A 26,004-nucleotide genomic window follows, 5' to 3' on the forward strand; every position below is an offset into this window, starting at 1 on the left:
CGCGGCTACGGTGCCGCGCCGTATTTCGCCAGCAGCGCACGGGCGATGGCCAGCGTCTCGGCATCGGCTTCGCCACGGTAATCGCGCGGGCGGAAATGCATTTGAAACGCCGCAATCAGTTTGCGCTGCATCTGCGGCGTTTGCGCAGCGGCAACGTCATAACCATAGCGCTGCAGCGCAGCCAGCAGCGCTGCGCACTCCACCGGCGCATCCGGCGGCTGGTTAGCCAGATAGCGCTGTACCGTGGCGGCATCCGGCCACGCTCCCAGCCCCTGCCGGGCCAGCTGTTGCCACGGAAACAGCGGACCGGGATCCTGCTTGCGCTGCGGCGCGATATCACTGTGCCCGACAATATTTTCCGGACTGATGCCGTAACGCTGGCTGATATCGCGCACCAGTGCGATCAGGGCCGTGATTTGCGCGGCGGTGAACGGCTGCCACTGCCGGCCGGTCAGCGTGCGGCGATAGCCGTCATTGACGATTTCGATGCCAATTGAGGTGTCATTAATGCGCGTTGCACCGCGCCAGAAGCTCGGTCCGGCATGCCACGCCAGCTGGTTTTCAGCCACCAGCTGCCAGATCACCCCGGCGCCGTTTTTCTGCGGCGGCTGCTGCGGAATCAGATAGTGCGCGCTGACGTTGCGGTCCGTCAGGGTCGCCAGCGACGAGGGAAAGTCCTCCGCCGTGTAGTGGATTACCACCACTTTGATGCGCGGTCTGGCTCCCTGCGCCGGGTGCGCGCTATCGACCCAATAGCCGTTGCGCGCTTCCAGCGTCGACTGGCAGGCGCTGAGCAGCAGCGCCATCGCCAGCAGTAACACCGCGCGCATTAGCGCACGATCACCGCAGTACCGGTAACGCTCACCATCAGCATGCTGTTGTCTTTGCCCACGGTTTCGTAGTCAATATCAATGCCAACCACCGCATTGGCGCCCAGCGCTTTTGCCTGTTCTTCCAGCTCTTCGAAGGCGATCTGCCGCGCTTTACGCAGCTCTTTCTCATAGGCACCGGAGCGGCCGCCGACGATATCGCGGATGCCGGCAAAGAAGTCGCGGAAAATGTTGGCACCGAGAATCGCTTCGCCGGTCACAACGCCGCAATATTCAGTGATGCTGTGCCCTTCCAGGGTTGGCGTAGTCGAAAATTTCATCGTTCTCTCCTGTGGTGATTCATGAGGCGATAGCTCGTACGGCGTAAAAGCACGGCTATACTCTATGCTAAAAATGGCGCTTTGCCAGTGAACAATAAGGAAATCGAGATGAGAAACAAAGCCTTTGCGCTGCTTGTTCCCGCTGCATTGCTGCTGAGTGCCTGTACCACCGTTGAGCCGGTGATCAAGGACAACGGGCCGCGTACCGCACCCTGCGTTGACGGCGGTCCGGACAGCGTGGCGCAGCAGTTCTACGATTTACGTGTCAGCCAGCCAACTCAGGGATTGCCGGACAGCACCACGCTGGCAAAATATCGCCCATACCTGAGCGACAACCTGTATCAGAAACTGCTGCATGCCAGCAGCCAGAGCAACCCACCGGCAGCGTGGCGGCAGGGCGATCTGTTCTCCAGCCTGGCACAGGGACCCACCGCCGCTGACGTGGCCAGCGCCTCCAGCATTCCTAACCGCGACGCGCGTAATATTCCGCTGCGCGTGACGCTGAGCCGCGGCGATAAAAGCTGGCGCGATGAAGTGCTGATGATCCACGAAGGCACCTGCTGGGTGGTGGATGATGTGCGCTACGTCGGCGACTGGCCACACGCCGGTGGCGGCTCGCTCAGCCAGCTGCTGGAAGAGAAAAAATAGTCGCGCATTTTTTCCGCACTCAGCCGCAACCATTAGCGCGCCGCACCATTGCGGCGCCGCTAAGCTTCCGCGCAACAGCCAACGCTTACCCGTCAGCCCCTTTCCCCACTGCCCTGCCCGATTTTGTGCTACGCTTTTGCTGTTTAATTGCTCTTTAATAAATTTTAACCCACCTCAATTGCATAACTATTCTGGTGACGTTAAGATTTGCGACACTAATTGCTATTCATTTTTTGCGCATGAGTATTCAACTAAACGCCATCAACTGTTTTTACGGTGCCCATCAGGCGCTGTTCGATATCAACCTGGCCTGCCCGCAGGGCGAAACGCTGGTGTTGCTCGGCCCGAGTGGCGCGGGTAAAAGTTCACTCCTGCGCGTACTCAACCTGCTGGAGCTGCCGCGTTCCGGTAGCCTGCAGATTGCCGGCAACCACTTCGATTTTAGCCAGACGCCGTCCGACAACGCGATTCGCGAACTGCGCCAGAATGTCGGCATGGTGTTCCAGCAGTACAATCTGTGGCCGCACCTCAGCGTGATGCAGAACCTGATTGAAGCACCCTGTCGTGTGCTCGGGCTCAGCAAAGATGCGGCGCGCGCGCGCGCCGATAAACTACTGGAACGCCTGCGTCTGACGCCGTACGCCGATCGTTTTCCCCTGCACCTTTCCGGTGGCCAGCAGCAGCGCGTGGCAATTGCGCGCGCGCTGATGATGGAGCCGCAGGTGTTGCTGTTTGATGAACCGACCGCGGCGCTCGACCCGGAAATCACGGCGCAGATCGTCAGCATCATTCGTGAGCTGGCGCAGACGCAGATCACCCAGGTGATTGTGACCCACGAAGTCGAGGTGGCGCGCAAAACCGCCAGCCGCGTGGTCTACATGGAGAACGGTCGCATCATTGAACAGGGCGATGCCAGCCACTTTACACAGCCGCAAACCGACGCGTTTGCTCATTATCTTTCGCACTAAGTCAGGATGCTTCTAATGAAAAAAGTTGTACTTGCTGCACTGCTTGCCAGCCTGAGCCTGAGCGCTTCTGCCGCGCAGACCCTGCGTTTCGCGACCGAGGCGTCTTATCCGCCGTTTGAATTTGTCGACTCCGACAACAAAATCCAGGGCTTTGATGTCGATCTGGCCAATGCGCTGTGCAAAGAGATCGATGCGACCTGCACCTTTACCAACCAGGCCTTCGACAGCCTGATCCCCAGCCTGAAATTCCGCCGTTTTGACGCGGTGATGGCCGGCATGGATATCACGCCAGAGCGTGAAAAGCAGGTGCTGTTCACCAAACCTTACTACGACAACTCTGCGACCTTCATCGCGCAGAAAGGCAAGCTGGCGGACGTTGCGGCGCTGAAAGGCAAGCGTGTGGGCGTGCAGAACGGCACCACGCACCAGAAATACCTCTCTGACAAGCACAGCGACATCACCATCGTGCCTTACGACAGCTACCAGAATGCGGTGCTCGACCTGAAGAATGGCCGTATTGATGCAGTGTTCGGGGATACCGCCGTGGTTAACGAGTGGCTGAAGCAGAACGCCAACCTCGCCGCGCTGGGTGAGAAAGTGACCGACAAAGCCTACTTCGGCACCGGCCTCGGCATCGCCGTGCGTCAGGGCAACAGCGAACTGCAGCAGAAGTTCAACGGCGCGCTGGATAAGATCAAAGCCGACGGCACCTACAAAACCATCTACAACAAATGGTTTCAGCAGTAATTTCTGATGAATGAAATGATTCCACTCGCAAGCGCCGCCGGCATGACCGTCGGCCTTGCCGTTTGTGCCCTGATCGCCGGCCTCGCGCTGGCGATGATTTTTGCTGGCTGGGAATCGCTGCGCTGGAAACCGCTGGCGTGGATCGGTACCGGGCTGGTGACGCTGATTCGCGGCCTGCCGGAAATTCTGGTGGTGCTGTTTATCTATTTCGGTGCCTCGCAGCTGCTGCTGACGCTGTCGGACGGCTTCCAGCTCAATCTGGGCCTGTTCACCCTGCCGGTGCAGATGCAGATTGAGAACTTTGATGTCAGCCCGTTCCTGTGCGGCGTGATTGCGCTGGCGATGCTCTATTCGGCTTACGCCTCTCAGACGCTGCGCGGTGCGCTGAAAGCGGTGCCGTCCGGCCAGTGGGAATCAGGCCAGGCGCTGGGCATGAAAAAGTCAGCGATTTTCTTCCGCCTGATTATGCCGCAGATGTGGCGCCATGCGCTGCCCGGACTCGGCAATCAGTGGCTGGTGCTGCTCAAGGATACGGCGCTGGTGTCGCTGATTAGCGTCAACGATCTTATGCTGCAGACCAAAAGCATTGCGACGCGCACCCAGGAGCCGTTTACCTGGTATCTGGTGGCTGCCGCAATCTATTTAGTGATTACGCTATTCAGTCAGGCGGTGCTGCGCCGTATTGAATCACGTACCACGCGCTTCGAGCGGGGGGCCTGACGCATGCTGGCGTATTTACCTGAGCTACTGAAAGGCCTGCATACCAGCCTGACGCTGACGGCCGCTTCACTGGTCGCCGCGCTGCTGCTGGCGCTGCTGTGCACCATTGTGCTGGCGCTGAAGCTGCCGCTGCTCAACTGGCTGGTCAAAGGCTATATCACCCTGTTTACCGGCACGCCGCTGCTGGTGCAGATTTTCCTGATCTATTACGGTCCCGGCCAGTTCCCCAGCATTCAGAACGTGCCGTGGCTCTGGCATTTACTGTCGCAGCCGTGGCTGTGTGCCATGCTGGCGCTGTCGCTTAATAGCGCAGCCTACACCACACAGCTGTTCTACGGCGCGGTGCGCGCCATACCAGCCGGTCAGTGGCAGTCCTGCGCCGCGCTGGGCATGCGCCGCCGCGATACGCTGCGTATTCTGCTGCCGTACGCGTTTAAGCGCGCCCTCTCCTCTTACTCCAACGAAGTGGTGCTGGTGTTCAAGAGTACTTCGCTGGCCTATACCATTACGCTGATGGAGGTGATGGGCCACGGCCAACTGCTGTATGGCCGCACCTACGACGTCACCGTGTATGCTGCCGCCGGTCTGATTTATCTGGTGGTTAACGGCCTGCTGACGCTGCTGATGCGCCTGGTCGAGAAGCGCGCGCTGGCGTTTGAGCGCCGCAACTGATCGTCTGACGCGGTGCGAAGGAAAGCGCCGCGCCCTTCCTCACTGTATCTGATCGTAGCCAAATAAATTTTTAATCATAATTATTGCATACAAATGCATTAACTGGCATCGTGTAAATCGTTTCGCCTCTGGCATGGTTTACAGGAGCCTTATAATGAAAAAATGGATTGTTGCGGCAGTGATGGCAACGCTGGCAATGAATGCTTATGCGGCAGAGAAAATTCGCTTTGCTGCCTCAGCCACCTATCCCCCGTTCGAATCACTCGATCAAAATAACCAGATTGTCGGTTTTGATATCGACCTCGCTAAAGCGCTATGTCAGCAGATGCAGGCCGAGTGCACTTTCACCAACAATGCCTTTGATAGCCTGATTCCTTCGCTGAAATTCCGTCGCTATGACGCGGTCATTTCCGGCATGGATATCACCGCCGAGCGCAGTAAGCAGGTCGATTTCACCCAGCCCTACTACGCCAATTCGGCAATCGTCATCGCCCACCAAGGTGAATATAGCGACTTTAGCCAGCTGAAAGGCAAACGCATCGGCGTGGAAAACGGCACCACCCATCAAAAATACCTGCTGGAGAAGCATCCGGAAGTGATTGCGGTGGCCTACGACAGCTACCAGAACGCGATCCTCGACCTGAAAAATGGCCGGCTCAACGGCGTATTTGGTGACAGCGCAGTCGTCAATCAGTGGCTGAAGGCCAATGCGGATTTGAGCACGGTCGGCGAGCACATTACCGACAGCGACTACTTCGGCACCGGGCTCGGCATTGCGGTGCGCAAGGGCAACAGCGCGCTGCTGCAACAGCTGAACAGCGCGCTGGCGGCGCTGAAAGCCAACGGTCGCTGGCAGCAGATCAATCAGAAGTGGTTCCCGGAATAAGCATTATGGAGTTGCGTGGCGCCGGGCCTGCCAGGTTCTGCACGTCCTCAGCGCAGCCGGGCGCTACGCGATTCCACCCTTACGACGCAGTAACGTCAGCACCTCGAAATGTGCGGTGTGCGGGAACATATCGAACAGCTGCACGCGGCTGATGTCATAGTCGGCCAGGCGCGCAATGTCCTGCGCCATGCTGGCGGGATTGCAGCTGGAATACAGGATGTAGTCCGGCGCCATGCGGCTCAGCCAGGCGCACAGTTCTGCACCAATACCGCGACGCGGCGGATTGACCAGCACCAGCTGCGGCACGCTAGTATGCCCGGTGGCAAACTGCGTGGAATCCAGCGCGGCAAAACTCACCTGCTCTAACCCCAGCTGCTGCGCCGACTGCTGCGCGCAGGCGATGGCTTCCGCACTGATTTCAATGCCGGTCAGCTGCATCTGCGGCGTGGCGCAGTGCAAGCCAAAGCCGCCAACGCCACAGAACAGATCCCACATGCTGTGCACCGGCAGCTCCGCCACCCAGTCGCGTGCCGTTGCGTACAGCGCAGCCGCCACCTGCGGGTTAGTCTGAAAGAAACTTTGCGGACGGATATACAGCGGCACGTCGTTAAAGCGTTCCGGCAGCGCCTGCTCAGGCGTCAGCGCCATCTCCTCCTCGCCCTCCAGTATCGCCATGTGCACCGGCTGAATATTGGCGGAGATCACCTGCAGCTGCGGCAGCTGCTGTTGCAGCCATGGCAGCGCGGCGCGCAGCTGCGCCAGTTTGCTGTGCGAGCGCAGGACAAAACGCAGCATCATGCCGCCCTGGGTACTCTCCGTCAGCAGCAAAAACTTCAGCTCGCCGCGTTTGCGCGCCACGTTGTACGGCGTCAGACCGGCACGGGCGATAAACGGTTTCAGCACGTCGAATACCGCCACGAAGCTGGCGGGATAGAGCGGACAGGCGCAGAGATCCACCGGCTCGCCGTCACGCGCCACCATGCCGAACAGCGGTTTTTCCACGCTGCCGCTCACCACCATCTTGGCTTTATTGCGAAACCCCTGCTGCGCCGAGGTGATCGGCGGCCGCCAGTCGGCGACCGGCATGCCGTCCAGCAGCTGCGTCAGCTGCGTCTGCTTGTCGCTGAGCTGTTGCGGATAGGGTTTTTCCAGCCACTGACATGAGCGACAGCGACCGGCCTGATAAAGCGCGCAATGCATGGAAAGGCCTGTATTGAGAATCGGGAGCAAAAACGGGGGCCGATTGTATCACCGGCTGCGGAAAAATGCGCGACTGCTGGCCGGCACAAACAGCAGCAGCAGCACCAGCACATCCGGCAGTTTCTGCAGCAGCGTGTGGTGGATAATCTGCGCGTTATTCTCGCCGGGAATGCTGAAAATCTCCGGATAGATCCAGCCCACCGACGCCATCAGCATGTACAGCAGCACCACGATCTGTGTGGCCACGTAGCCCCAGCGCCCGGCATTACTGCCGCGCATCAGGGTAAAGGCACAGCGCAGTTCAAACAGGAAAATCAGCTGGCTGGCGATAAAAATCAGCGTGGAGTCCCACGCCTGCGCGCTACGGTGCACGAAATTGGCGATTTCGTCATAGCCCAGCTCATTGGCCAGCATCAGCACGCTGATACAGCGCGTGGCGATAATGGCGCTGCCGGCAATGGTCACCGGCACGGGCGTGGAGGTTAACACCAGGTTTTTCAACGTTTCCGACATTGCGCGCGCTCCATAAGAAAAGGCTGACAGAGTCAGCCTTGCTTATATTGGCAAATGTTGCGTCACTCAGCCACGTTTTGCTTTCTGAATATCGCGCAATCGCTGTTTTTCTTCGTGCGCCATAAAGCGCCAGGCGATAAAGCCGACCAGCCCGACCACAAACAGAATCAGCGAGGCCAGCGCGTTGATCTCCGGATTGACGCCGCGCCGCACCGTGGCAAAGATCGCCATCGGCAGCGTGGTAGCGCCCGGCCCGGTGACGAAGCTGGCGATCACCAGGTCGTCCAGCGACAGAGTAAACGCCAGCAGCCAGCCGGTAATGATCGCCGGGGCAATCATCGGCACGGTAATCACGAAGAACACCTTCAGCGGCGTAGCGCCGAGGTCCATCGCCGCTTCTTCAATTGAGCGATCCAGCTCGCGCAGCCGCGAGTTGATCACCACCGCCACGTAGGCGGTACAGAACGTGACGTGCGCCAGCCAGATGGTCAGCATGCCGCGATCGCCCGGCCAGCCAAAGGTGTTACCCATCGCCACGAACAGCAGCAGCAGCGACAGACCGGTGATCACGTCGGGCATCACCAGCGGCGCGGTGAGCATGAAAGCAAAGCCGCTGTGGCCGCGAAAACGCCCGAAGCGCACGATAATCACCGCCGCCATGGTGCCGAGCACCACCGCCATGGTGGCCGACAGCGCCGCGATGGTCAGGCTCAGGCCAACCGCATCCAGCATCGCATCATCCTGGAACAGCACGCGATACCAGTGAAACGAGAAGCTCTCCCATACTGTCACCAGCTGCGAGCTGTTGAAGGAGTAAACCACCAGCAGCAGCATCGGCGCGTACAGGAACAGGAAGCACAGCGCCAGAATCGCGGTGCGCCACGGAGAGCGGATTACCGGTAGCTGATTCATCCCTTCTCCCCCATTTCACGGTTTTGATGTTTGTGGAACCAGACGATAGGCAGAATCAGGATCAGCAGGATGATCACCGCCAGCGCCGAAGCTACCGGCCAGTCGCGGTTGTTGAAGAACTCCTGCCACAAAATGCGCCCAATCATGATGCTGTCCGGTCCGCCGAGCAGTTCCGGGATCACGTACTCGCCCACCGCCGGGATAAATACCAGCATTGAACCAGCAATAATGCCGCCTTTGGTCAGCGGCACGATGACGCTGAAGAAGGTTTTCAGCGGGCGCGCGCCGAGGTCGAGCGACGCTTCCACCAGCGAATAATCAATGCGCGTCAGCGCGGTGTAGATTGGCAGCACCATAAATGGCAGGTAGCAGTAAACGATACCGATATACACCGCCGTGTTGGTGTACAGGATGATCAGCGGATGATCGATCACGCCAAGCCACATCAGGAAGCGGTTGAGGATCCCGTTGTTGTTCAGCAGTCCCATCCACGCATAGACGCGCACCAGGAACGAGGTCCACGACGGCAGGATCACCAGCAGCAGCAGGATGGTGCGCATGGAGGGCTTGCTGTGCGCCACCGCCCACGCCAGCGGATAACCGATCAGCAGACAGATCACCGTTGAGATCGCCGCCACCTTCAGCGAGGTGAGATACGCTTCGGCGTACAGCGGATCGTCGGTTAGCGTCAGGTAGTTGCCCAGATTGAGCACCAGGTTGAGCTGGTCGTCCGCCCAGGTCACCAAATCGGTGTAGGGCGGAATGGCGCGCGCAATATCGGCGAAACTGATCTTCAGCACGATGAGGAACGGCAGCATAAACAGCAGGATTAGCCACAGATAAGGCAGCGCGATCACCAGCTTGCGACCGTGCTGCATTTTCATGCGCGTGCCCCAGCGCTGCAGCGGTGTGCCCGCTACCTCCGGCTCGCTGCGTTGAGAAATCTGGCTCATAGCGCCTCCTTAAACCGTCAGGACCACACAGCTGTCGGCATCCCAGCACAGGCGCACTTCATCGCCCCAGGTGGGCGCGCCTTTCCGGTAGCGATGCGCATTCTGCAGCTGGGCGCTGATCATCTGGCCGCTGCGCAGCCGTACGTGGTAAATCGACAGATCGCCGAGATAGGCGATATGCACCACTTCGCCCACAGCAAAGTTGCAGCCGTCGGCCGGCACCTCGTCGCACAGCATGACTTTTTCCGGCCGCAGCGCCACGTGCACCGGCACATTGTCCACAATCGACACATCGGTCTGCACCTTGAGCGGATGCATCAGTCCCGGACTGTCGATCACCACGCCCTCGTCGCGGCGTTCGCGCAGCAGGCCATCAAACACATTCACCGAGCCGATAAACTCGGCGCTGTAGCGGCTGGTCGGGTGCTCGTAAATCTCTTCCGGCTCGCCGATCTGCACAAATTTACCGCGGTTCATGATGGCGATGCGGCCCGCCATGGTCATGGCCTCTTCCTGATCGTGGGTCACCATCACGCAGGTAGCGCCTACGCGCTCCAGAATATCCACCACTTCGTGCTGCATGCGGTCGCGCAGTTTTTTATCCAGCGCGCCCATCGGTTCGTCGAGCAGCAGCAGCTTGGGACGTTTCGCCAGGCTACGCGCCAGCGCCACGCGCTGACGCTGGCCGCCAGAAAGCTGGTGCGGCTTACGTTTGGCGTACTCTTCCATATGCACCAGCGCCAGCATCTCTGCCACGCGGCTGCTGATTTCGCCTTTCGGCAGTTTGTCCTGCTTCAGGCCAAAAGCGATGTTCTGTTCCACCGTCATGTGCGGAAACAGCGCGTACGACTGGAACATCATGTTGATGGGCCGCTGATACGGCGGCACGTGGGACAGATCCTGACCATCCAGCACAATCTGGCCACTGCTGGGAATTTCAAAGCCGGCCAGCATCCGCAGCAGCGTGGACTTGCCACAGCCGGAAGCGCCCAGCAGTGCGAAAATTTCGCCTTTGTAAATGGTCAGGCTGACATCATCCACGGCGTGCTGGCCGTCAAACGATTTCGTCAGGTTGCGGATTTCCAGCAGCGGCGTTAACGCCTTAGCCGTTTTATTTTGGGGGCGGGGAATCGCGTCGTTCACTCACATGTCTCCGGCGCTAAGCGGGATAGCGCGGCACAGCCAGCCGCTAAATGACACAACAGAGGCCAGCACCGCGCCTCTGTTGTCGTTTACCGATAAGGGAATCCGTTCAGAACGAATTACTTACCACTTTTTACTTTAGTCCATGCACGGGTACGCGCACGATCCAGTTTCGGATCCTGGACCTTGAGCACAAACAGTTTGGCCATCGCTTCCGGCGTCGGGAAGATACCCGGATTGTTGCGCACATCCGCATTGATCAGCGGCAGCGACGCTTTGTTGCCGTTGGCGTAGTTCATCTTGTTGGAGACGTCGGCAATCACTTTCGGATCCATGATGTAGTTCAGCCACTGATAAGCCGCATCCAGGTTTTTCGCGTCTTTTGGAATGGCCATCATGTCGAAGAACGCCAGCGCGCCCTCTTTCGGTACGCTGTAACCGAGATGGACACCGTTGTTGGCTTTCACCGCGCGATCTTTCGCCTGCAGAATATCGCCAGACCAGCCGATGGCAACGCAAATGTTGCCGTTGGCGAGGTCATTGATGTACTGCGAAGAGTGGAAGTAGCGGATATTCGGCCGCAGCTTCAGCAGCAGGTCGGTTGCCGCACCGGTGTAATCTTTCGCGTCAGAGCTGTTCGGATCTTTGCCGAGGTAGTTCAGCACGGTGGCAAAAATCTCTTCTGGCGCATCGAGGAACGAAACGCCGCAGCTCTTCAGTTTTTCCAGGTTTTCCGGCTTCAGCACCAGATCCCAGCTGTTCACCGGCGCATCGGCGCCCAGTGCCGCTTTGACTTTATCGATGTTATAGCCAATACCGGTGGTGCCCCACAGGTAAGGAATGGCGTATTTGTTACCCGGATCGTGCTGGGCCACTTTCGCCATCAGATCGGGATCGAGGTTTTTATAGTTAGGCAGCTTGCTCTTATCCAGCTCCTGGAACACACCAGACTGCAGCTGACGCGCGAGGAAGCTCGACGACGGTACCACCACGTCATAACCGGTGCTGCCGGCCATCAGTTTGCCTTCCAGCACTTCGTTGGAGTCAAACACGTCGTAGACCACTTTGATGCCGGTCTGCTTTTCAAAATTGGGCACGGTGTCGGCCGAAATATAATCGGACCAGTTATAAACGTGCAGCGTTTTATCCTCTGCCTGAGCGCCCACGGCCGCAGCCATCAGCACACCTGCAACCACACCTGGCAACCATTTTTTTGACTGGTTGATCATGTTTTTCTTCCTCCTGAGCGGGTCATCACAACGCTGCATACACGCGATCCGGTCGTTGCGTTGTCTGTTAAATTACAGCCACACAATGAATCAATATTCAGCGGGAGTTTAATAGCAAAAACCTATAGCTGCGCCGTAGTTGCACGTATCAGACAGCCCCGCAAGAATAGCCCCCCTGATTCCTGCGTGCCAGATCCCAGCTTAAAAAACGCCTTTTTGCGATAAGTTATGCATGTTTCTGCTATGCACTCTGGCACTAGCGGCATAAAGCACGACTAATATCTGGCAATAAAGGGCAAAATGCAGAATAAAAAGTGGTGGGCCTGAAATGAAAACTGCCGCAAAAAGCGGCAGTTAGCAGGAGGGGAAAAATCAGTGCAGCATGCTGTGGCTACTGACGCTCGGCGGACGCTCCTCGTCTTCGCCCATCATCAGCAGATGATTAGCGAACGCTTCCATGATCACCATCGAAATCCCCTCTTCGCTCTGCTTCATGAAGTGGGTGAACTGACCAAAGGTGATGCCGGCGCTTACGCTGATTGACTGGCAGACGATCAGCTTCGGCAGGTTGTCATCCTGTATATCGATAAAGGCTTTCACCGTCAGCGAACTGGCATTGATTTGCGACAGTTCACCAACCAGCGGGATCAGCGCGGTGGGCTTTACTTCTGCCAGCGCCGAGAAGAGGATAACGTTATCCACCAGGTCGATTTTCGCGTCAAACACCCCGTCAAAATTCTGCATATGCGGCAGATGCAAAGCCTGACAGGCATCGCATTCGAACCAGGTGATATTTTGTTGATCCAGCCAGCGACGCAGCATGTCGATGTCAGGAACGACCAGTGAATCCATCGTTGTATCCTGTGGGGTGAATAAATAAGCGCCTTAGCTTACGGAAAAACAGTCGCGGATGCCACGAAAACCGCGCAAAAGCGCGGTTCAGCCCCCGGTTTTCGGACGATAGCCGGGACAGGCGTGCTGCTCAATCCAGCGGATCATCATGGCGGCAATGTCTAAACCGGTGCTGCCTTCGATGCCCTCCAGCCCCGGAGAAGCATTGACCTCCATCACCAGCGGACCCCGGTTGGCGCGCAGAATATCCACGCCCGCCACGGCTAATCCCAGCGTCGTGGCCGCTTTGACCGCGATCTCGCGCTCCTGATCGGTAATGGTGACGGCGCGGGCGCTGCCGCCGCGGTGCAGATTAGAGCGGAAATCGCCCTCTTTCGCTTCCCGCTCAATCGCCGCCACCACTTCGTCGCCAATCACCAGGCAGCGGATGTCGCGCCCGCGCGCCTCTTTGATGAACTCCTGCACCAGAATATGCGCATTGAGACCGCGAAACGCATCGATCACGCTCTCTGCCGCCTGGCGGGTTTCCGCCAGCACCACGCCGATCCCCTGCGTCCCCTCCACCAGTTTCACCACCAGCGGCGCGCCGCCGACCATGGCGATAACATCCTGTGTATCATCCGGCGACGAGGCAAAGCCGGTAACCGGCATGTCGATGCCCTCGCGCGCCAGCAACTGCAGCGAGCGCAGCTTGTCGCGTGCACGGGTAATGGCCACCGACTCGTTGAGCGGATAGCTGCCGAGCATCTCGAACTGACGCAGCACCGCCGTACCGTAAAAGGTGGTGGCGGTGCCGATGCGCGGGATCACCGCGTCGAAATGGCCGAGCGCCTCACCGCGATAGTGCACCGCCGGCGAGTCGGAGTTGATGTTCATGTAGCAGGAGAGCGGATCGATCATCTGCACCTGATGGCCACGCGCTTCCGCGGCTTCACGCAGGCGTTTACAGGAGTAGAGCGCGCCGTCACGGGTGAGAATGGCCATCTTCATTGCAGCGGTCCCTGTGCTTAGCGCGTTGCCCAGCCCTGCTGATGCAGGTAGTCCAGCATGAACGGTCGCGTTTCTTTAATGATCAAACGCTGAATCAGTTCGCTCCAGTTTTCCGAGCGCTGATTGCTGTCGCGCTGCTGATAGTAAGCGGTGATCTGCTGGTCATATTGCGCCAGCACCGCTTTATCCAGTGGCTGGTAGCGGTTTTCATGCACCAGCATCGCCTGCGGCATGCGCGGCTTGACGTCCGGTGACGCGTCGGGATGGCCGATGCAGAAGCCAAACAGCGGCAGCACAAACTTCGGCAGCCCCAGCAGCTCCGTCACCTGCGCGATGCTGTTGCGAATGCCGCCAATAAACACGCCGCCTAAACCGAGCGATTCCGCAGCCACCATGGCGTTCTGCGCCATCAGCGCGGTATCGACACAACCCAGCAGCAGCTGTTCGGCACGGCCCAGCTGAGCCTCAGGGCAGATTTGCTGGTGGCGGTTGAAGTCGGCGCAGAACACCCAAAACTCCGCTGCGGCGCTGACCCACGGCTGCCCGCCGGTGAGCTGCACCAGCTGCTCGCGCAGGGCGCGGTCGGTGATACGGACAATGGAAGAACATTGTAAAAAACTGGAGGTCGAGGCCGCCTGCGCCGCAGCGATAATCGCGCTGCGCTGGGCGTCATCAATCCCCTGCTCAGTAAAGGCGCGAATGGAACGGTGGCTGCAAAGCAAATCAATAGTCGGCGTCATAATCCTCTCCGGTTACTTCTTTTTGTGGTTGTGATTGAACAACTGCGGTGCCATCGCCTTTGCGGTGCGCCACATCATCAGCCACGCTGCCGGCAACATCAGCGCAATGCCTAGGAAAAACAGCAGCGTTGCCAGCGGTTTTTTCGCCATGAATGCCGGTGCCGCCAGCCAGTCGTTGACCAGCAGCAGCGCGCCAATCACTGCCAGCACGCCCAGCGCTTCCAGCAGTAGCACGGGTTTGGGCAACGTCGCCAGATTACGCATGGTTCAGAGCTCCTCAGTGTTCATCTGTTTCTGCTGCAGGTGATACCCGAATACTGTAGTACGGCATTGTGACCGGGTATAGACAGCGCGCATTAGAGTAACAGGCAATTTCTGCTTTTCTTAAGCAGGATGGGCGGGCATGATGTGACGCATTATTCACGCTGTGATGTGAGACAAGTCACAAAACAGCAGCGGAAGGAGAGAAGCAATGATTGCAGTGATTTTTGGCCGTTCCAGCTGCCCTTACTGCGTACGAGCAAAAGAGTTAGCCACGAAGTTAACCAGCGAGCGCGACGATTTTAATTATCAGTACGTCGATATCCAGGCGACCGGCATCACCAAAGCCGACCTGGAAGCGCGTGCCGGCAAACCGGTTTCTACCGTGCCGCAGATCTTCCTCGACGACCAGCACATCGGTGGTTACACCGAATTTGCTGCGTGGACCAAAGAAAACCTCGGCATCGAAGCCTGACCTGACGGGCCTGCGGGCCCGTCTTCGCTTCACTCAGCTGGTCCGCATCGCCAGCATAATGCGCAACAGGCGCACCAGCAGCGCACCGCACCCCGCCCAGAATAGTGCACTCAGGCTCCACGCCGTCACCAGCAGCAAGCTGTGCGTCATCGGCATCACCAGCCACACCCACATCATGCCCAGCAGCGTCCCGCCCAGCGCGATCCACAGTGTGCCGATCAGCGGACTGTCCGGCTGCAGCAGCGCCATCACGATGCCCGGCAGCAGAAACAGCAGCAGTTCCGGCTGTCCACGCACCGCCTGCGTCGCGGCGGCGGACCAAAAATGATGTGCAAAAATAAACACCAGCGTATAAAGCATCACGCCCAGAACCGATGCTGGCCAGCGATTATTGCGCTGCAACATACCTCTCCTCAACTTTGACGTTAACAATATTGAAACTTTTAACTGCCCTGATGCGCTTACGTGGAAATAAAAAGAAACAGCTGAAGGCAGAAGGAATGAAAACTGCTGATAGCTGAGGGTGTTAATTATGATTAGAATGGCGCCGCTTTATGTGGGTCACAGATTAAGAACATTCGGTGACCGGGCCGTGCGCTGCCGTCACAAGATAGCGAAAAAATCCCCTTCCATCAACCCGTTACAGGTAAATAAGAAGTTAAACCGTGAACATTAACGTCGCAGAATTGTTAAGCGGAAATGACGTTCTGTTATTATTTGTCGTATTAGCCCTCGGCCTGTGCCTGGGTAAATTACGCCTTGGCTCCGTACAACTCGGTAATTCTATTGGTGTGCTGGTGGTTTCGCTGATTCTGGGTCAGCAACACTTCGCGATAAATACTGACGCCTTAAGTCTGGGCTTTATGCTGTTTATTTTTTGTGTCGGGGTGGAAGCCGGTCCCAACTTTTTCTCCATCTTTTTCCGCGACGGTAAGAACTATTTCTTTCTGGCGATCGTCATGGTGGTCAGCGCCCTGCTGATTGCGCTGACGCTCGGCAAACTTTTTGGCTGGGATATCGGCCTCACCGCCGGCATGCTGGCCGGCTCGATGACCTCAACGCCGGTGCTGGTGGGCGCAGGCGATACGCTGCGGCAAAGCATCAGCGACACGCAGCTGCTGGGTCGCATGCAGGATAACCTCAGCCTGGGTTACGCCCTCACCTATCTGATTGGGCTGGTCAGCCTGATTTTCGGCGCACGCTACCTGCCGCGCCTGCAGCATCAGGATTTGCCGACCTGCGCCCAGCAAATCGCGCGCGAGCGCGGTCTGGATGCGGACAGCCAGCGTAAAGTGTTCCTGCCGGTAATTCGTGCTTATCGCGTTGGTCCGGAGCTGGTTGAGTGGAGCGGCGGCAAAAACCTGCGCGAGCTGGGGATTCACCGTCAGACCGGCTGCTACATTGAGCGCCTGCGGCGTAACGGCATTCTCGCCAGCCCGGACGGTGATGCCGTGCTGCAGCTCGGCGACGAGATTTCCCTGGTGGGCTATCCGGATGCGCATGCGCGTCTCGACGCCAGTTTCCGTAATGGTAAAGAGGTGTTCGATCGCGATCTGCTCGACATGCGCATCGTCACCGAAGAGATCGTGGTGAAAAACCACAACGCGGTGAATAAACGCCTGAGCCATTTAAAACTGACCGATCACGGCTGCTTCCTTAACCGGGTAATTCGCAGCCAGATTGAGATGCCGATCGACGACAGCATTATGCTTAACAAAGGTGATGTGCTGCAGGTGAGCGGCGAAGCGCGCCGGGTGAAAAGCCTGGCCGATCGCATCGGCTTCATTGCTATTCACAGCCAGATGACCGATCTGCTGGCGTTCTGCGCCTTCTTTATCATCGGCCTGATGATCGGCATGATCACCTTCCAGTTCAGCAACTTCAGCTTTGGCCTGGGCAACGCCGCCGGGCTGCTGTTCGCAGGCATCATGCTCGGCTTCCTGCGCGCCAACCACCCGACGTTCGGCTACATCCCGCAGGGCGCACTGACCATGGTGAAAGAGTTTGGCCTGATGGTGTTTATGGCCGGGGTTGGTCTGAGCGCCGGCAGCGGGCTGCAGCACGGTCTCGGCAGTGCGGGCGCGCTGATGCTGCTGAGCGGCCTGCTGGTGAGTCTGTTGCCGGTGGTGATTTGCTATCTGTTCGGCGCTTACGTGCTGCGCATGAACCGCGCGCTGCTGTTTGGTGCCATCATGGGCGCGCGCACCTGCGCACCGGCCATGGAGATCATCAGCGATACCGCGCGCAGCAGCATTCCGGCGCTCGGCTATGCCGGCACCTACGCCATTGCCAACGTCTTGCTGACGCTGGCGGGGACGCTGATCGTCATCATCTGGCCGCTTTTGCCTGTTTAAAAATATTTTTACACGCGTCAGAACTAATCGGACGCGATGCAGTCTGAATAAGTGCCACTGCTTTTCTTTGAAATCCCCAAATTGAGGAGCCCGTTAGCCTTCTGCTAGCGGGTTTTTTTATGCCTGCTACGCGCTCCCCTTAAGGTTTCCCTAAGCGTGATTTGCCACCCTGTGACTCTGGTTTCGCTATTTGCAAATATTCATGCAACTTTCATCAAAGTTAAACACTCCAACAACCCGCAGTGAGATTCGGAGCGCGGCTATTTATTCTCTGTCCGCGCGCTTCTACGCTATCAACCTTATTTTGCTGGCAATTCTGGCGCTGGCGTTTCTGTGGTGGTCGCGCCACGAAAGCCTCGACATCGCCATCAGCCAGCGCTGGTTTGATCCGCTCACCCGGCGTTTTCCGTGGCAGCACAACCGCTGGCTGGACCTGATTAACCATCGGCTGATGAAGGATGTGATTATCGCTGGCGCGGTGCTGCTGTTACTGCGCGGCCTGCAACAGCGCGACGCCCGGCGTGTGCTGGTGGCCCTGCTGTTTGGTATGGGGCCGCTGGTGGTGGGCATGCTGAAGGCGCACAGCGCGCACTCCTGTCCGTGGGATCTGGCGCTGTTCGGCGGCAATGCCGCGAGCTTTCCGCTGCTGGCGGCGGTGCCGGCCAACAGTGGCCCCGGCCAGTGCTTTCCGGGCGGCCATGCTTCCAGCGGCTTTGCGTTGATGGCGCTGTTTTTTTTGTGGTGGCCGGAGCGTCCACGCCGCGCGCTGCTGGCGCTGGCAGTGGGAATCGCCTGTGGCCTGCTGATGGGCTATGGCCAGGTGATGCGTGGTGCGCACTTTTTCTCCCACAATTTGTGGGCGGGCTGGTGGGTGTGGCTCAGCCAGCTGCTGATTTTTGCCGCAATTTCTTTTTGGGTAAACAAGACGAGGACGAGGAAACGTGATGGAAGCTCTTAACCACACCCTCTTTTTATGGATTAACGCCACGCCGGATTCACCCGCGTGGCTGCTCAGCCTGGCGACCTTTATCGCCAAAGATGTGATTGCGATTGTACCGTTGCTGATTGTCGCCCTGTGGCTATGGGGACCGCGCGATCAGCTGCAGTCGCAGCGCGCGCTGGTGCTGAAAACCGGCATGGCGCTGATTTATGCGCTGAGCATCTCCTGGTGCGTGGGCCAGCTGCTGCCACACCCGCGCCCGTTCGCCATTGGCTTTGGTCACCAGTTCCTGTCACACGCTGCTGATGACTCCTATCCCAGCGATCACGGCACCACGATTTTTACCTTCGCGCTGGCGTTTATTTTCTGGCACCGTCTGTGGTCCGGGGTGGTTTTGCTGGCGATTGGCAGCGCTATTGCCTGGTCACGCGTGTATCTCGGCGTGCACTGGCCGCTGGATATGCTGGGCGGTTTTCTGGTGGGGTTGCTTGGCTGTCTGGCTTCGCATCTGGCGTGGCAGCTGTACGGTCAGCGCATGCTGGCGCTGACGCATCAACTCTACCGCGCCCTGTTCGCGATGCCGATTAAAAAAGGCTGGGTGCGCGGATAAACTCAGCCGGCAGGCGGGTTAGCCACGGGCTGACCCGCCGTCCTGAGATTAACTGAACCACTTACCAAACCAGCCGTTGAATTTCATCATAATGAAATCCCAGATGCGGCCAATAAAGCCGGCTTCTGGTACATCCTCCATCGCCACCAGCGGACGCTGCTCAATGGTTTTGCCATCCAGCTGGAAATCGATAGTGCCCACTACCTGATTCTTTTTCAGCGGCGCTTCCAGCTGCGGTGTGTTGAGGGTAAAGCTGGCCTTGAGATTTTTCATCTGCCCTTTCGGGATAGTGATCGCCGCATCCTTCGCCACGCCGAGGTTGACCTGGCTGTTTTCGCCAAACCACACGCGCTGCTGGGCAAACGGTTTATCCGCTTTAATCGGCGTAACGGTTTCATAGAAACGGAAGCCCCACGTCAGCAGCTTTTCACTCTCGCGAAAGCGAATGGCATCGGTCTGCGCGCCCAGTACCACCGAAATCAGGCGCATATCGCCATCGACCGCTGAAGCAACCAGATTGTTGCCCGCCCCTGAGGTATGCCCGGTTTTGATGCCGTCAACCTTAAGGTTGCTACTCCACAGCAGGCGGTTGCGGTTCATCTGTTTGATATTATTAAAGGTAAATTCTTTTTCGCTGTTCAGCGCATACTCTTCCGGCACATCACCAATCAGGCGCTGGCCGATGATCGCCATGTCGCGTGCGGTGCTGTACTGGCCTTCGGCGTCCAGACCGTGCACCGTCATGAAGTGGGTGTTTTGCAGGCCAAAGGCTTTAACGTAATTGTTCATCAGGCCGATGAAGGCATCCTGACTGCCGGCGACATAATCCGCCAGCGCGATACAGGCATCATTCCCTGACTGAATCACCACGCCCTTATTCAGTTCCGAGACCGGGATGCGATCGCCCGGCTTGAGGAACATCAGCGACGATCCGCGCAGTTTCGGATTGCCGGTGGCCCACGCGTCCTGGCCGATAGTGACCATATCGTTGTTAGTAATTTTGCCGGATTTCAGCGCCTGACCCACTACATAGCTGGTCATCATTTTAGTCAGACTGGCGGGATCGAGACGCTGATCGGCATTGGACTCCGCCAGCACTTTGCCGCTGCTGTAGTCCATCAGAATCCACGCTTTGGCCTCAATCTGCGGTGGCGGAGGTGCCTGCTCGGCCTGAGTGGTGACGGGAACGAAAAGCAATAATAATGAAGTGGCCGCCACTGGCCGCCAGACCGAAGTCAGGGAAGTTTTTCTCATGAGCGTGACCCAATTGTCCTTGTAAAATCACGGATTTGTGCAGGTAAGACATGTCTTACCAAACGCTAACGGTTCACGCCGGTGAAAAAAACCGCCAAACCGTAAAGTTTTTTAGAGTTTGTTAGAGTAACCCTGGCATTAAGGCCGCTGCGCTGCCAGTGCGCGGGCGTCAGGGCAGAGGAAAAATTGCGAGAAATTCCGAATTTTCGCAGAACAGTTAAGCCAGTCACAAAATTCCGCTAACCTGATGCCAGTCAGCCCGAGGAGAATCATGATGGACTTAGCCGTTTTCGATCTGGATGAAACCCTGATTTGTGAAGACAGCACCAGCCTCTGGCTGCGCTGGCTGGTTTCGCAGGGGTTTGCACCGGAAGAGATCATTCGTCAGGAGCAGGCGCTGATGGCGCAATACCACGCCGGCAGCCTGTCGATTGAAGAGTACATGCGCACCACGCTCTCACCGCTCACCGGTATGGCGACCCTCACCGTCGCAGGCTGGGTGCGGCGCTTTATTCATCGCGATATCCTGCCGCGCGTCTTTCCCGCCGCGCGCGAACGCATTCAGTGGCATCAGCAGCGTGGCGACACGGTAATGATTATTACCGCCAGCGGCGATCACCTCGCCGTGCCGATTGCGGAACGGCTGGGCGTACACGGCGCGCTGGCGATTGGCGTGGAAGTGGTCGATGAACGCTACAGCGGTGAGATTTACGGCACCGCCACTTACCGTGAAGGCAAAGTTTCACGCCTCAGCGACTGGCGAGCGCTGCAGCAGGATCAACGTTTTGAGCGCACCTGGGCGTATAGCGATTCGATGAACGATCTGCCGCTGTTGTCGCATGCCGATCATGCATGGGTGATTAACCCGGACGCGCTGCTGCAGCAGGAAGCGCAGCAGCGCGGCTGGCAGGTGTGTAACTGGGTGCGCTGATTAACCGCGCGCGGCGCTGGCGGCATCCGCCAGCCCGACTTTCAGCAGCTTGCCATTGGCCTCATCAGTCAGCACATACAGATAACCATCCGGCCCCTGACGAACATCGCGGATGCGTTCGCCACGGTCGCCCAGCAGCCGCTGCGCCTCTTCGACCTTCTCGCCGTTAACGCGCAGACGGATCAGACTTTTATCTTTCAGCGCACCGATAAACAGCGAGTTTTTCCACTGGGGAAAGCGCGCGCTATTGTAAAACGCCATGCCGCTGATGGCCGGCGATTGCTGCCAGTAAAACAGCGGTTGCTCAGTGCCGGCAACGGCGCTGCCCTGCGCTTCCGGCACTTTCTGCCCGCTGTAATCAATGCCGTATGTCGCCAGCGGCCAGCCATAATTTTTGCCCTTCGCCGCCAGATTCACCTCATCGCCGCCGCGCGGGCCGTGTTCACTCTCCCACATCTGCTGCGTCCATGGATTGAGCGCCAGCCCCTGCGGGTTGCGCACGCCGTAAGACCAGATCTCCGCGCGTGCGCCCTGACGATGGTTAAACGGATTATCCGCCGGCACCTTGCCGTCCTGCGTCAGGCGAACAATTTTGCCCGACAGTTTGTCCAGCTGCTGCGCGCTGCGGCTGGCAAAGTTATCGCCGAACGCGATGTACAGATAGCCCTGGCGATCAAACGCCAGTCGCGTGCCGATGTTGGCACCGCCGGACAGTTTCGGCGTTTGCTCCAGCACCACCTTAAAATCCTGCAGATGACGGAGATCTGCGCTGAGCGTGCCGTAACCCACCACGCCGCCCGCGCGGCCGGTGTCATCGGCGGTGGTATAACTAAGCCACACCCGACGGCTTTGCGCGAAGTCCGGCGCCAGCACCACATCCAGCAGACCGCCCTGGCGGTTGGCCCACACGTCGGGTACGCCACTAATCGGCTGCGATAGCCCCCGGCCCGGCTGCCAGCTGCGCAGCTGTCCGGAACGTTCGGTAATAAGCAGGGTTTGCTGGTCGGGCAGAAACGCCACCGACCACGGATGATCGAGCTTGTCCTGTAACACCTGCACCTGGACATCGGCCGCCAGCGCGGTAAAGGAACCGCTGAGCGCGCCAGCCAGCAGCGCAACACGCCATAAACGCATGGGATTCTCCTTTTCACAGTCTGCCGTTAAGGGTAGTCAGCCAGTAAGAAAGGATGTGCAGGATTTACAAAACATTAAGCCCGGCGCAGTGGCCGGGCGGATAGCAGGCAGGATTATTCGAAGCAGGTTTCCGGGTTTTCCGACAGTGAAATGAAGGATTCACCGCCTTTGGTCAGGGCAATAATGCCGCCGCTTTCAATATCATAAACCCAGCCGTGCAGGCGCAGCTTGCCTTTACGCAGCGCGACCGAAACGGAAGGATGCGTTTTGATATTGTTGAGCTGGGCAATCACGTTCTCTTTCACCATTTCGTTGAGGCGTTTCTCAACCGATTCGTAGTTGCGCTCTTCCACCACCGCTTTTGCCGCATTGGCGTAGTGCAGCCAGTGATCAACCGCCGGCATGCTCTCGAGATCGGCGTTGGACGCAATCGCGTTCATCGCACCACAGTTGGAGTGACCACAAATAATAATCTCGGTTACGCCCAGCGCGACCACCGCATACTCAATGGTTGCCGACACGCCACCCGGCTCCGGACCAAACGGCGGGACGATATTACCGGCGTTACGGATCACAAACAGCTGGCCCGGCTCCGACTGAGTCACCAGCTCTGGCACCAGACGGCTATCCGAACAGGAGATGAATAAAGCTTTAGGATTCTGGTTGGACGCCAGACTCTTGAAAAGATCCTTCCTTTCAGGAAACACATTCTGTTGAAAATTCAGAAAACCTTTGACGATCTCTTGCATTTGTCTGCTCTCACATTATCCACTTCAGCCCCGGCAGAGAGAAACTCACCGCTGGCGCGCTTTAAAATTCTGTAATGTCGATAATAACTTACAATTACCAACCCGATATTTAAGCAAAATCGACCCGCTTGCACAACCCGGATGTCCGCCATGCTCACTAAGCGTACACCAAACAAAATGTTGCGCCAGGTAACCGCCCTGCCCTGACATATAAGATTATTAGATTGACAATATTAGATTTACTCTTTATTTTCTAATTATCCCTTGCAGGGATGGCAGGTGAAAAGAGGTGCATTGTGGTTGAAGTATCCTGGTCTAAACGTGCCCTGAAACACCTGATGAAGATCGACAAACGCTATCAAAAAAGCATCTTTGAAAAGACATCCCAGCTGATCGCCTTTCCGGCCGTCGCCCTGGACATCAGGAAGCTGCAGCAGAGTGATAATCGTTACCGTCTGCGGGTGGGCGATTATCGGGTTATCTTTGCGTTGATAGAGGGAGAGCCTGTCGTTCTTGAGATTGTAGAAGTTGCACGCAGAACCTCTCATACTTACTGATACTCTGCGGGGGAAACCCCGCAGCTATGCACCTGATGACATTGGCCGCGACCTGACGCTACCCGGATAACGTATGTCAAAACAGTATATTTATGATGAAGCAGGCGAACCGCAATTCGTGGTTCTGCCTGTCGCGGAGTATGAAAAGCTGCTTTCAGATGCGGAAAGCAACTGGACAACCCTCGCGATTGAAGCGGATGAACATGATGATGAAACCGTGCCGCATGACGTGGTTGGCATTATGCTCAGCCAGGATATCAGTCTGCAGGCGGCCTGGCGTGTTTACCGTAACCTCTCGCAGCAGTATGTTGCCGAACAATTAGGGACCACGCAAAGTGCAATTTCCCAACTGGAACGCAAAGAGAGTAAACCACAGAAAAAAACGCGCGAGCGCTTAGCCCGACTCTACAGCTGCCGTCCGGAACAATTATTGCTGTAATTCCCCCGGCCACCGTTTGCGTGGCCTTTTTCTCTGATTTCGACAGCGCTTCCCTATACATTTTCCCCGTCAACCTCTGTACAATCGCGCTCCTGTCCACCTTAATTATGATGAATTTTTATCCTTATGAGCCATGTCAAAAATCCGCCGCGTGTAGGCTTCGTCTCTCTCGGCTGCCCAAAAAACCTCGTCGACTCTGAACGCATCCTGACGGAGCTGCGGACAGAAGGCTACGACGTGGTGCCACGCTACGATGATGCGGAGATCGTCATCGTTAACACCTGTGGATTTATTGACAGTGCCGTACAGGAATCACTGGAAGCGATTGGTGAAGCGCTGAACGAGAACGGCAAAGTGATCGTCACCGGCTGCCTCGGCGCCAAAGTGGATCAGATCCGCGAAGTGCATCCGAAAGTACTGGAGATCACCGGCCCGCACAGCTACGAGCAGGTGCTGTCGCACGTGCACACTTACGTGCCAAAACCCGAGCATAACCCGTTCCTCAGCCTGGTGCCGGAACAGGGCGTGAAACTGACGCCGCGCCACTACGCTTACCTGAAAATTTCCGAAGGCTGTAACCATCGCTGCACCTTCTGCATCATCCCGTCAATGCGTGGCGATCTGGACAGCCGTCCGATTGGCGCGGTACTTGATGAAGCTAAACGTCTGGTGGAAGCCGGCGTAAAAGAGCTGCTGGTGATCTCGCAGGACACCTCCGCGTACGGCGTCGATGTTAAACACCGTACCGGTTTCTGGAACGGTTCGCCGGTGAAAACCAGCATGGTCAGCCTGTGTGAGCAGCTGGCGAAACTCGGCGTCTGGGTGCGTCTGCACTACGTTTATCCGTATCCGCACGTCGATGACGTGATCCCGCTGATGGCCGAAGGCAAAATCCTGCCTTACCTCGATATTCCACTGCAGCACGCCAGCCCGCGCATCCTGAAGCTGATGAAGCGTCCGGGCGCGGTTGAGCGCACGCTGGAGCGCATCAAACGCTGGCGTGAAATCTGTCCGGAGCTGACGCTGCGTTCCACCTTCATCGTGGGTTTCCCGGGCGAAACCGAAGAAGATTTCCAGATGCTGCTCGACTTCCTGCGTGAAGCGCGCCTCGATCGCGTTGGCTGCTTCCAGTACAGCCCGGTTGAAGGCGCCACGGCTAACCAGCTGCCGGATCAGGTCCCGGACGACGTCAAGCAGGCGCGTTTTGACCGCTTCATGCAGCTGCAGCAGCAGATCTCCGCAGAGCGTCTGCAGGAGAAAATCGGTCGCGAGATTCTGGTGATCATCGATGAAGTGGATGAAGAAGGCGCGGTCGGCCGTAGCATGGCCGACGCCCCGGAAATCGACGGTGCGGTGTACCTGAATGGCGATCGCCAGGTGAAGGTCGGCGAGGTGGTGCGGGTCAAAGTCGAACACGCCGACGAATACGACCTGTGGGGCTCGCGCGTTTAACCGTACTTTTGCTGGTGCGCTTTTTTGCGCGCCAGATAATCGTTATCGGCGCGCAGCCGGTCCCAGCACGCTTTGAACACGGCCGCCGCAGCGGCCTTTTCTTTTTCTACCGTACGCGGCAGCTCTTTGCCGTCGGCACCGTATTTCCGTCCGCCCTGATGATTGCTGTAGCGGCGCGCGCGGGTGTAACCCATCTGAATAAATTTGCGCGCCATATCCATACCGACAAAATCATCCTGCGCGCGATACGCCTCGAACAGCTGCATGATTTTTTCTGATGACTGCTGCGCCAGCTCGACGGTGCGAAAGCGCCAGTGCGGCAGAATTTCGCTCTTATAAGGTTCCACCATCAGCACCCCCTGCTCGCCGCGCCCGACCTGATACAGCTCCGGATGCTGACGGAAGTCGAGCTGTTTAAAATCCTGCTGGTAATTGAAGGGTTTCATCCCCTGGCCTCCTGTCCGTAACCATTACTGCGGTGAATTATTTCGCTGCCGCACTTTAGTGATGCTTTTTTCCACCGAT

31 protein-coding genes are annotated in these 26,004 nt (G+C 57.7%); 14 read left to right on the forward strand and 17 right to left on the reverse strand.

Annotated features, from left to right (window positions below; translation table 11 throughout):
* Window positions 1-5: 5 nt before the first annotated feature.
* Window positions 6-830, reverse strand: a complete 825-nt coding sequence (locus C1N56_RS12665; RefSeq protein WP_394516730.1) for an N-acetylmuramoyl-L-alanine amidase — start codon at window positions 828-830, stop codon at window positions 6-8.
* Entirely contained in the window at window positions 830-1,150 is a 321-nt protein-coding gene (locus C1N56_RS12670) for a heavy metal-binding domain-containing protein (protein ID WP_394516731.1), read from the reverse strand. The genes C1N56_RS12665 and C1N56_RS12670 overlap by 1 nt, the downstream gene beginning before the upstream one ends.
* A 108-nt stretch (window positions 1,151-1,258) precedes the next feature.
* Here C1N56_RS12670 and C1N56_RS12675 point away from each other — a divergent pair, with 108 nt between their 5' ends.
* The 6 genes from C1N56_RS12675 to artJ (C1N56_RS12700) all read left to right on the forward strand — a co-directional run bounded on the left by C1N56_RS12675 (window position 1,259) and on the right by artJ (C1N56_RS12700) (window position 5,791).
* Window positions 1,259-1,798: a lipoprotein gene (locus C1N56_RS12675; protein WP_021508370.1), complete on the forward strand. Its 540-nt coding sequence runs from the start codon at window positions 1,259-1,261 to the stop codon at window positions 1,796-1,798.
* 239 nt (window positions 1,799-2,037) lie between these two features.
* Window positions 2,038-2,766 carry an arginine ABC transporter ATP-binding protein ArtP gene (artP, locus tag C1N56_RS12680; RefSeq protein ID WP_058775358.1) on the forward strand — a complete coding sequence of 243 codons (729 nt, stop codon included), beginning with the start codon at window positions 2,038-2,040 and terminating at the stop codon, window positions 2,764-2,766.
* Between the two features lie 15 nt (window positions 2,767-2,781).
* Window positions 2,782-3,513 carry an arginine ABC transporter substrate-binding protein gene (artJ, locus tag C1N56_RS12685; RefSeq protein WP_021508372.1) on the forward strand — a complete coding sequence of 244 codons (732 nt, stop codon included), beginning with the start codon at window positions 2,782-2,784 and terminating at the stop codon, window positions 3,511-3,513.
* 6 nt (window positions 3,514-3,519) lie between these two features.
* Window positions 3,520-4,233: an arginine ABC transporter permease ArtQ gene (gene artQ / locus C1N56_RS12690; protein WP_021508373.1), complete on the forward strand. Its 714-nt coding sequence runs from the start codon at window positions 3,520-3,522 to the stop codon at window positions 4,231-4,233.
* Window positions 4,234-4,236: 3 nt separating this feature from the next.
* Window positions 4,237-4,905, forward strand: a complete 669-nt coding sequence (artM, locus tag C1N56_RS12695; RefSeq protein WP_021508374.1) for an arginine ABC transporter permease ArtM — start codon at window positions 4,237-4,239, stop codon at window positions 4,903-4,905.
* Window positions 4,906-5,059: 154 nt separating this feature from the next.
* Window positions 5,060-5,791 (forward strand): arginine ABC transporter substrate-binding protein, encoded by a 732-nt coding sequence (artJ, locus tag C1N56_RS12700; RefSeq protein WP_215786235.1) that lies wholly within the window; start codon window positions 5,060-5,062, stop codon window positions 5,789-5,791.
* Window positions 5,792-5,854: 63 nt separating this feature from the next.
* Here artJ (C1N56_RS12700) and rlmC read toward each other — a convergent pair whose 3' ends face one another.
* The 10 genes from rlmC to C1N56_RS12750 all read right to left on the reverse strand — a co-directional run bounded on the left by rlmC (window position 5,855) and on the right by C1N56_RS12750 (window position 14,587).
* A complete protein-coding gene (rlmC, locus tag C1N56_RS12705) occupies window positions 5,855-6,991 on the reverse strand; it encodes a 23S rRNA (uracil(747)-C(5))-methyltransferase RlmC (RefSeq protein ID WP_394516732.1) in 1,137 nt (378 codons plus the stop codon).
* A 48-nt stretch (window positions 6,992-7,039) separates the two neighbouring features.
* Window positions 7,040-7,504: a YbjO family protein gene (locus tag C1N56_RS12710; RefSeq protein ID WP_021508377.1), complete on the reverse strand. Its 465-nt coding sequence runs from the start codon at window positions 7,502-7,504 to the stop codon at window positions 7,040-7,042.
* Window positions 7,505-7,570: 66 nt separating this feature from the next.
* Window positions 7,571-8,416 (reverse strand): putrescine ABC transporter permease PotI, encoded by an 846-nt coding sequence (gene potI / locus C1N56_RS12715; RefSeq protein ID WP_058757786.1) that lies wholly within the window; start codon window positions 8,414-8,416, stop codon window positions 7,571-7,573.
* Entirely contained in the window at window positions 8,413-9,369 is a 957-nt protein-coding gene (potH, locus tag C1N56_RS12720) for a putrescine ABC transporter permease PotH (protein ID WP_021508379.1), read from the reverse strand. The genes potI and potH overlap by 4 nt, the downstream gene beginning before the upstream one ends.
* A 9-nt stretch (window positions 9,370-9,378) precedes the next feature.
* Window positions 9,379-10,512 (reverse strand): putrescine ABC transporter ATP-binding subunit PotG, encoded by a 1,134-nt coding sequence (potG, locus tag C1N56_RS12725; RefSeq protein ID WP_021508380.1) that lies wholly within the window; start codon window positions 10,510-10,512, stop codon window positions 9,379-9,381.
* Between the two features lie 119 nt (window positions 10,513-10,631).
* Entirely contained in the window at window positions 10,632-11,741 is a 1,110-nt protein-coding gene (potF, locus tag C1N56_RS12730; RefSeq protein ID WP_021508381.1) for a spermidine/putrescine ABC transporter substrate-binding protein PotF, read from the reverse strand.
* A gap of 372 nt (window positions 11,742-12,113) precedes the next feature.
* Window positions 12,114-12,593 carry a type III secretion system chaperone family protein gene (locus tag C1N56_RS12735; RefSeq protein WP_021508382.1) on the reverse strand — a complete coding sequence of 160 codons (480 nt, stop codon included), beginning with the start codon at window positions 12,591-12,593 and terminating at the stop codon, window positions 12,114-12,116.
* Between the two features lie 87 nt (window positions 12,594-12,680).
* Complete coding sequence (rimK, locus tag C1N56_RS12740) at window positions 12,681-13,583, reverse strand: 30S ribosomal protein S6--L-glutamate ligase (RefSeq protein WP_021508383.1); 903 nt, start codon at window positions 13,581-13,583, stop codon at window positions 12,681-12,683.
* 17 nt (window positions 13,584-13,600) lie between these two features.
* On the reverse strand, window positions 13,601-14,323 hold the full coding sequence (gene nfsA, locus C1N56_RS12745) for an oxygen-insensitive NADPH nitroreductase (RefSeq protein ID WP_021508384.1): 723 nt from the start codon (window positions 14,321-14,323) through the stop codon (window positions 13,601-13,603).
* A 12-nt stretch (window positions 14,324-14,335) separates the two neighbouring features.
* Complete coding sequence (locus tag C1N56_RS12750; RefSeq protein ID WP_021508385.1) at window positions 14,336-14,587, reverse strand: DUF1418 family protein; 252 nt, start codon at window positions 14,585-14,587, stop codon at window positions 14,336-14,338.
* Between the two features lie 208 nt (window positions 14,588-14,795).
* Here C1N56_RS12750 and C1N56_RS12755 point away from each other — a divergent pair, with 208 nt between their 5' ends.
* Window positions 14,796-15,059 carry a GrxA family glutaredoxin gene (locus C1N56_RS12755; RefSeq protein ID WP_010618314.1) on the forward strand — a complete coding sequence of 88 codons (264 nt, stop codon included), beginning with the start codon at window positions 14,796-14,798 and terminating at the stop codon, window positions 15,057-15,059.
* Between the two features lie 33 nt (window positions 15,060-15,092).
* On the opposite strand, the gene ybjM is transcribed toward C1N56_RS12755, so the two are convergent.
* Window positions 15,093-15,464 carry an inner membrane protein YbjM gene (ybjM, locus tag C1N56_RS12760; protein WP_021508386.1) on the reverse strand — a complete coding sequence of 124 codons (372 nt, stop codon included), beginning with the start codon at window positions 15,462-15,464 and terminating at the stop codon, window positions 15,093-15,095.
* 260 nt (window positions 15,465-15,724) lie between these two features.
* Between ybjM and C1N56_RS12765 the strand changes: the two genes are divergently transcribed.
* The 3 genes from C1N56_RS12765 to ybjG all read left to right on the forward strand — a co-directional run bounded on the left by C1N56_RS12765 (window position 15,725) and on the right by ybjG (window position 18,963).
* Window positions 15,725-17,413, forward strand: a complete 1,689-nt coding sequence (locus tag C1N56_RS12765; RefSeq protein ID WP_021508387.1) for an aspartate:alanine antiporter — start codon at window positions 15,725-15,727, stop codon at window positions 17,411-17,413.
* Window positions 17,414-17,615: 202 nt separating this feature from the next.
* Complete coding sequence (locus C1N56_RS12770) at window positions 17,616-18,371, forward strand: phosphatase PAP2 family protein (RefSeq protein ID WP_072209945.1); 756 nt, start codon at window positions 17,616-17,618, stop codon at window positions 18,369-18,371.
* Window positions 18,358-18,963, forward strand: a complete 606-nt coding sequence (ybjG, locus tag C1N56_RS12775; RefSeq protein ID WP_021508389.1) for an undecaprenyl-diphosphate phosphatase — start codon at window positions 18,358-18,360, stop codon at window positions 18,961-18,963. Before C1N56_RS12770 ends, ybjG begins: the two co-directional genes overlap by 14 nt.
* A gap of 48 nt (window positions 18,964-19,011) precedes the next feature.
* Here the strand turns inward: ybjG and C1N56_RS12780 are convergent, their stop codons facing one another.
* Window positions 19,012-20,217 carry a serine hydrolase gene (locus C1N56_RS12780; RefSeq protein ID WP_058780826.1) on the reverse strand — a complete coding sequence of 402 codons (1,206 nt, stop codon included), beginning with the start codon at window positions 20,215-20,217 and terminating at the stop codon, window positions 19,012-19,014.
* Window positions 20,218-20,491: 274 nt separating this feature from the next.
* On the opposite strand from C1N56_RS12780, the gene C1N56_RS12785 reads away from it, so the two are divergent.
* The gene (locus C1N56_RS12785; protein WP_058780827.1) at window positions 20,492-21,148 is read left to right on the forward strand and encodes an HAD family hydrolase; all 657 of its coding nucleotides are present in this window, start codon (window positions 20,492-20,494) and stop codon (window positions 21,146-21,148) included.
* On the opposite strand, the gene C1N56_RS12790 is transcribed toward C1N56_RS12785, so the two are convergent.
* Both C1N56_RS12790 and C1N56_RS12795 read right to left on the reverse strand, forming a co-directional pair.
* Window positions 21,149-22,282 carry a PQQ-dependent sugar dehydrogenase gene (locus C1N56_RS12790; RefSeq protein ID WP_127833855.1) on the reverse strand — a complete coding sequence of 378 codons (1,134 nt, stop codon included), beginning with the start codon at window positions 22,280-22,282 and terminating at the stop codon, window positions 21,149-21,151.
* A gap of 113 nt (window positions 22,283-22,395) precedes the next feature.
* Window positions 22,396-23,031, reverse strand: coding sequence for a carbonic anhydrase (locus C1N56_RS12795; protein ID WP_021508393.1), 636 nt, complete (start codon window positions 23,029-23,031; stop codon window positions 22,396-22,398).
* Between the two features lie 296 nt (window positions 23,032-23,327).
* Here C1N56_RS12795 and C1N56_RS12800 point away from each other — a divergent pair, with 296 nt between their 5' ends.
* The 3 genes from C1N56_RS12800 (at window position 23,328) to rimO (ending at window position 25,479) form a co-directional block, all read left to right on the forward strand.
* Window positions 23,328-23,588, forward strand: a complete 261-nt coding sequence (locus C1N56_RS12800) for a type II toxin-antitoxin system RelE family toxin (RefSeq protein WP_031279864.1) — start codon at window positions 23,328-23,330, stop codon at window positions 23,586-23,588.
* A 73-nt stretch (window positions 23,589-23,661) separates the two neighbouring features.
* A complete protein-coding gene (locus C1N56_RS12805; protein ID WP_021508395.1) occupies window positions 23,662-24,027 on the forward strand; it encodes a helix-turn-helix domain-containing protein in 366 nt (121 codons plus the stop codon).
* Window positions 24,028-24,153: 126 nt separating this feature from the next.
* A complete protein-coding gene (gene rimO, locus C1N56_RS12810) occupies window positions 24,154-25,479 on the forward strand; it encodes a 30S ribosomal protein S12 methylthiotransferase RimO (protein ID WP_104187018.1) in 1,326 nt (441 codons plus the stop codon).
* Here rimO and C1N56_RS12815 read toward each other — a convergent pair.
* Window positions 25,476-25,925, reverse strand: a complete 450-nt coding sequence (locus C1N56_RS12815) for a DUF4385 domain-containing protein (RefSeq protein WP_021508397.1) — start codon at window positions 25,923-25,925, stop codon at window positions 25,476-25,478. The genes rimO and C1N56_RS12815 overlap by 4 nt on opposite strands.
* Between the last annotated feature and the right edge of the window lie 79 nt (window positions 25,926-26,004).

The organism is Pantoea sp. SGAir0175 (assembly GCF_043547855.1).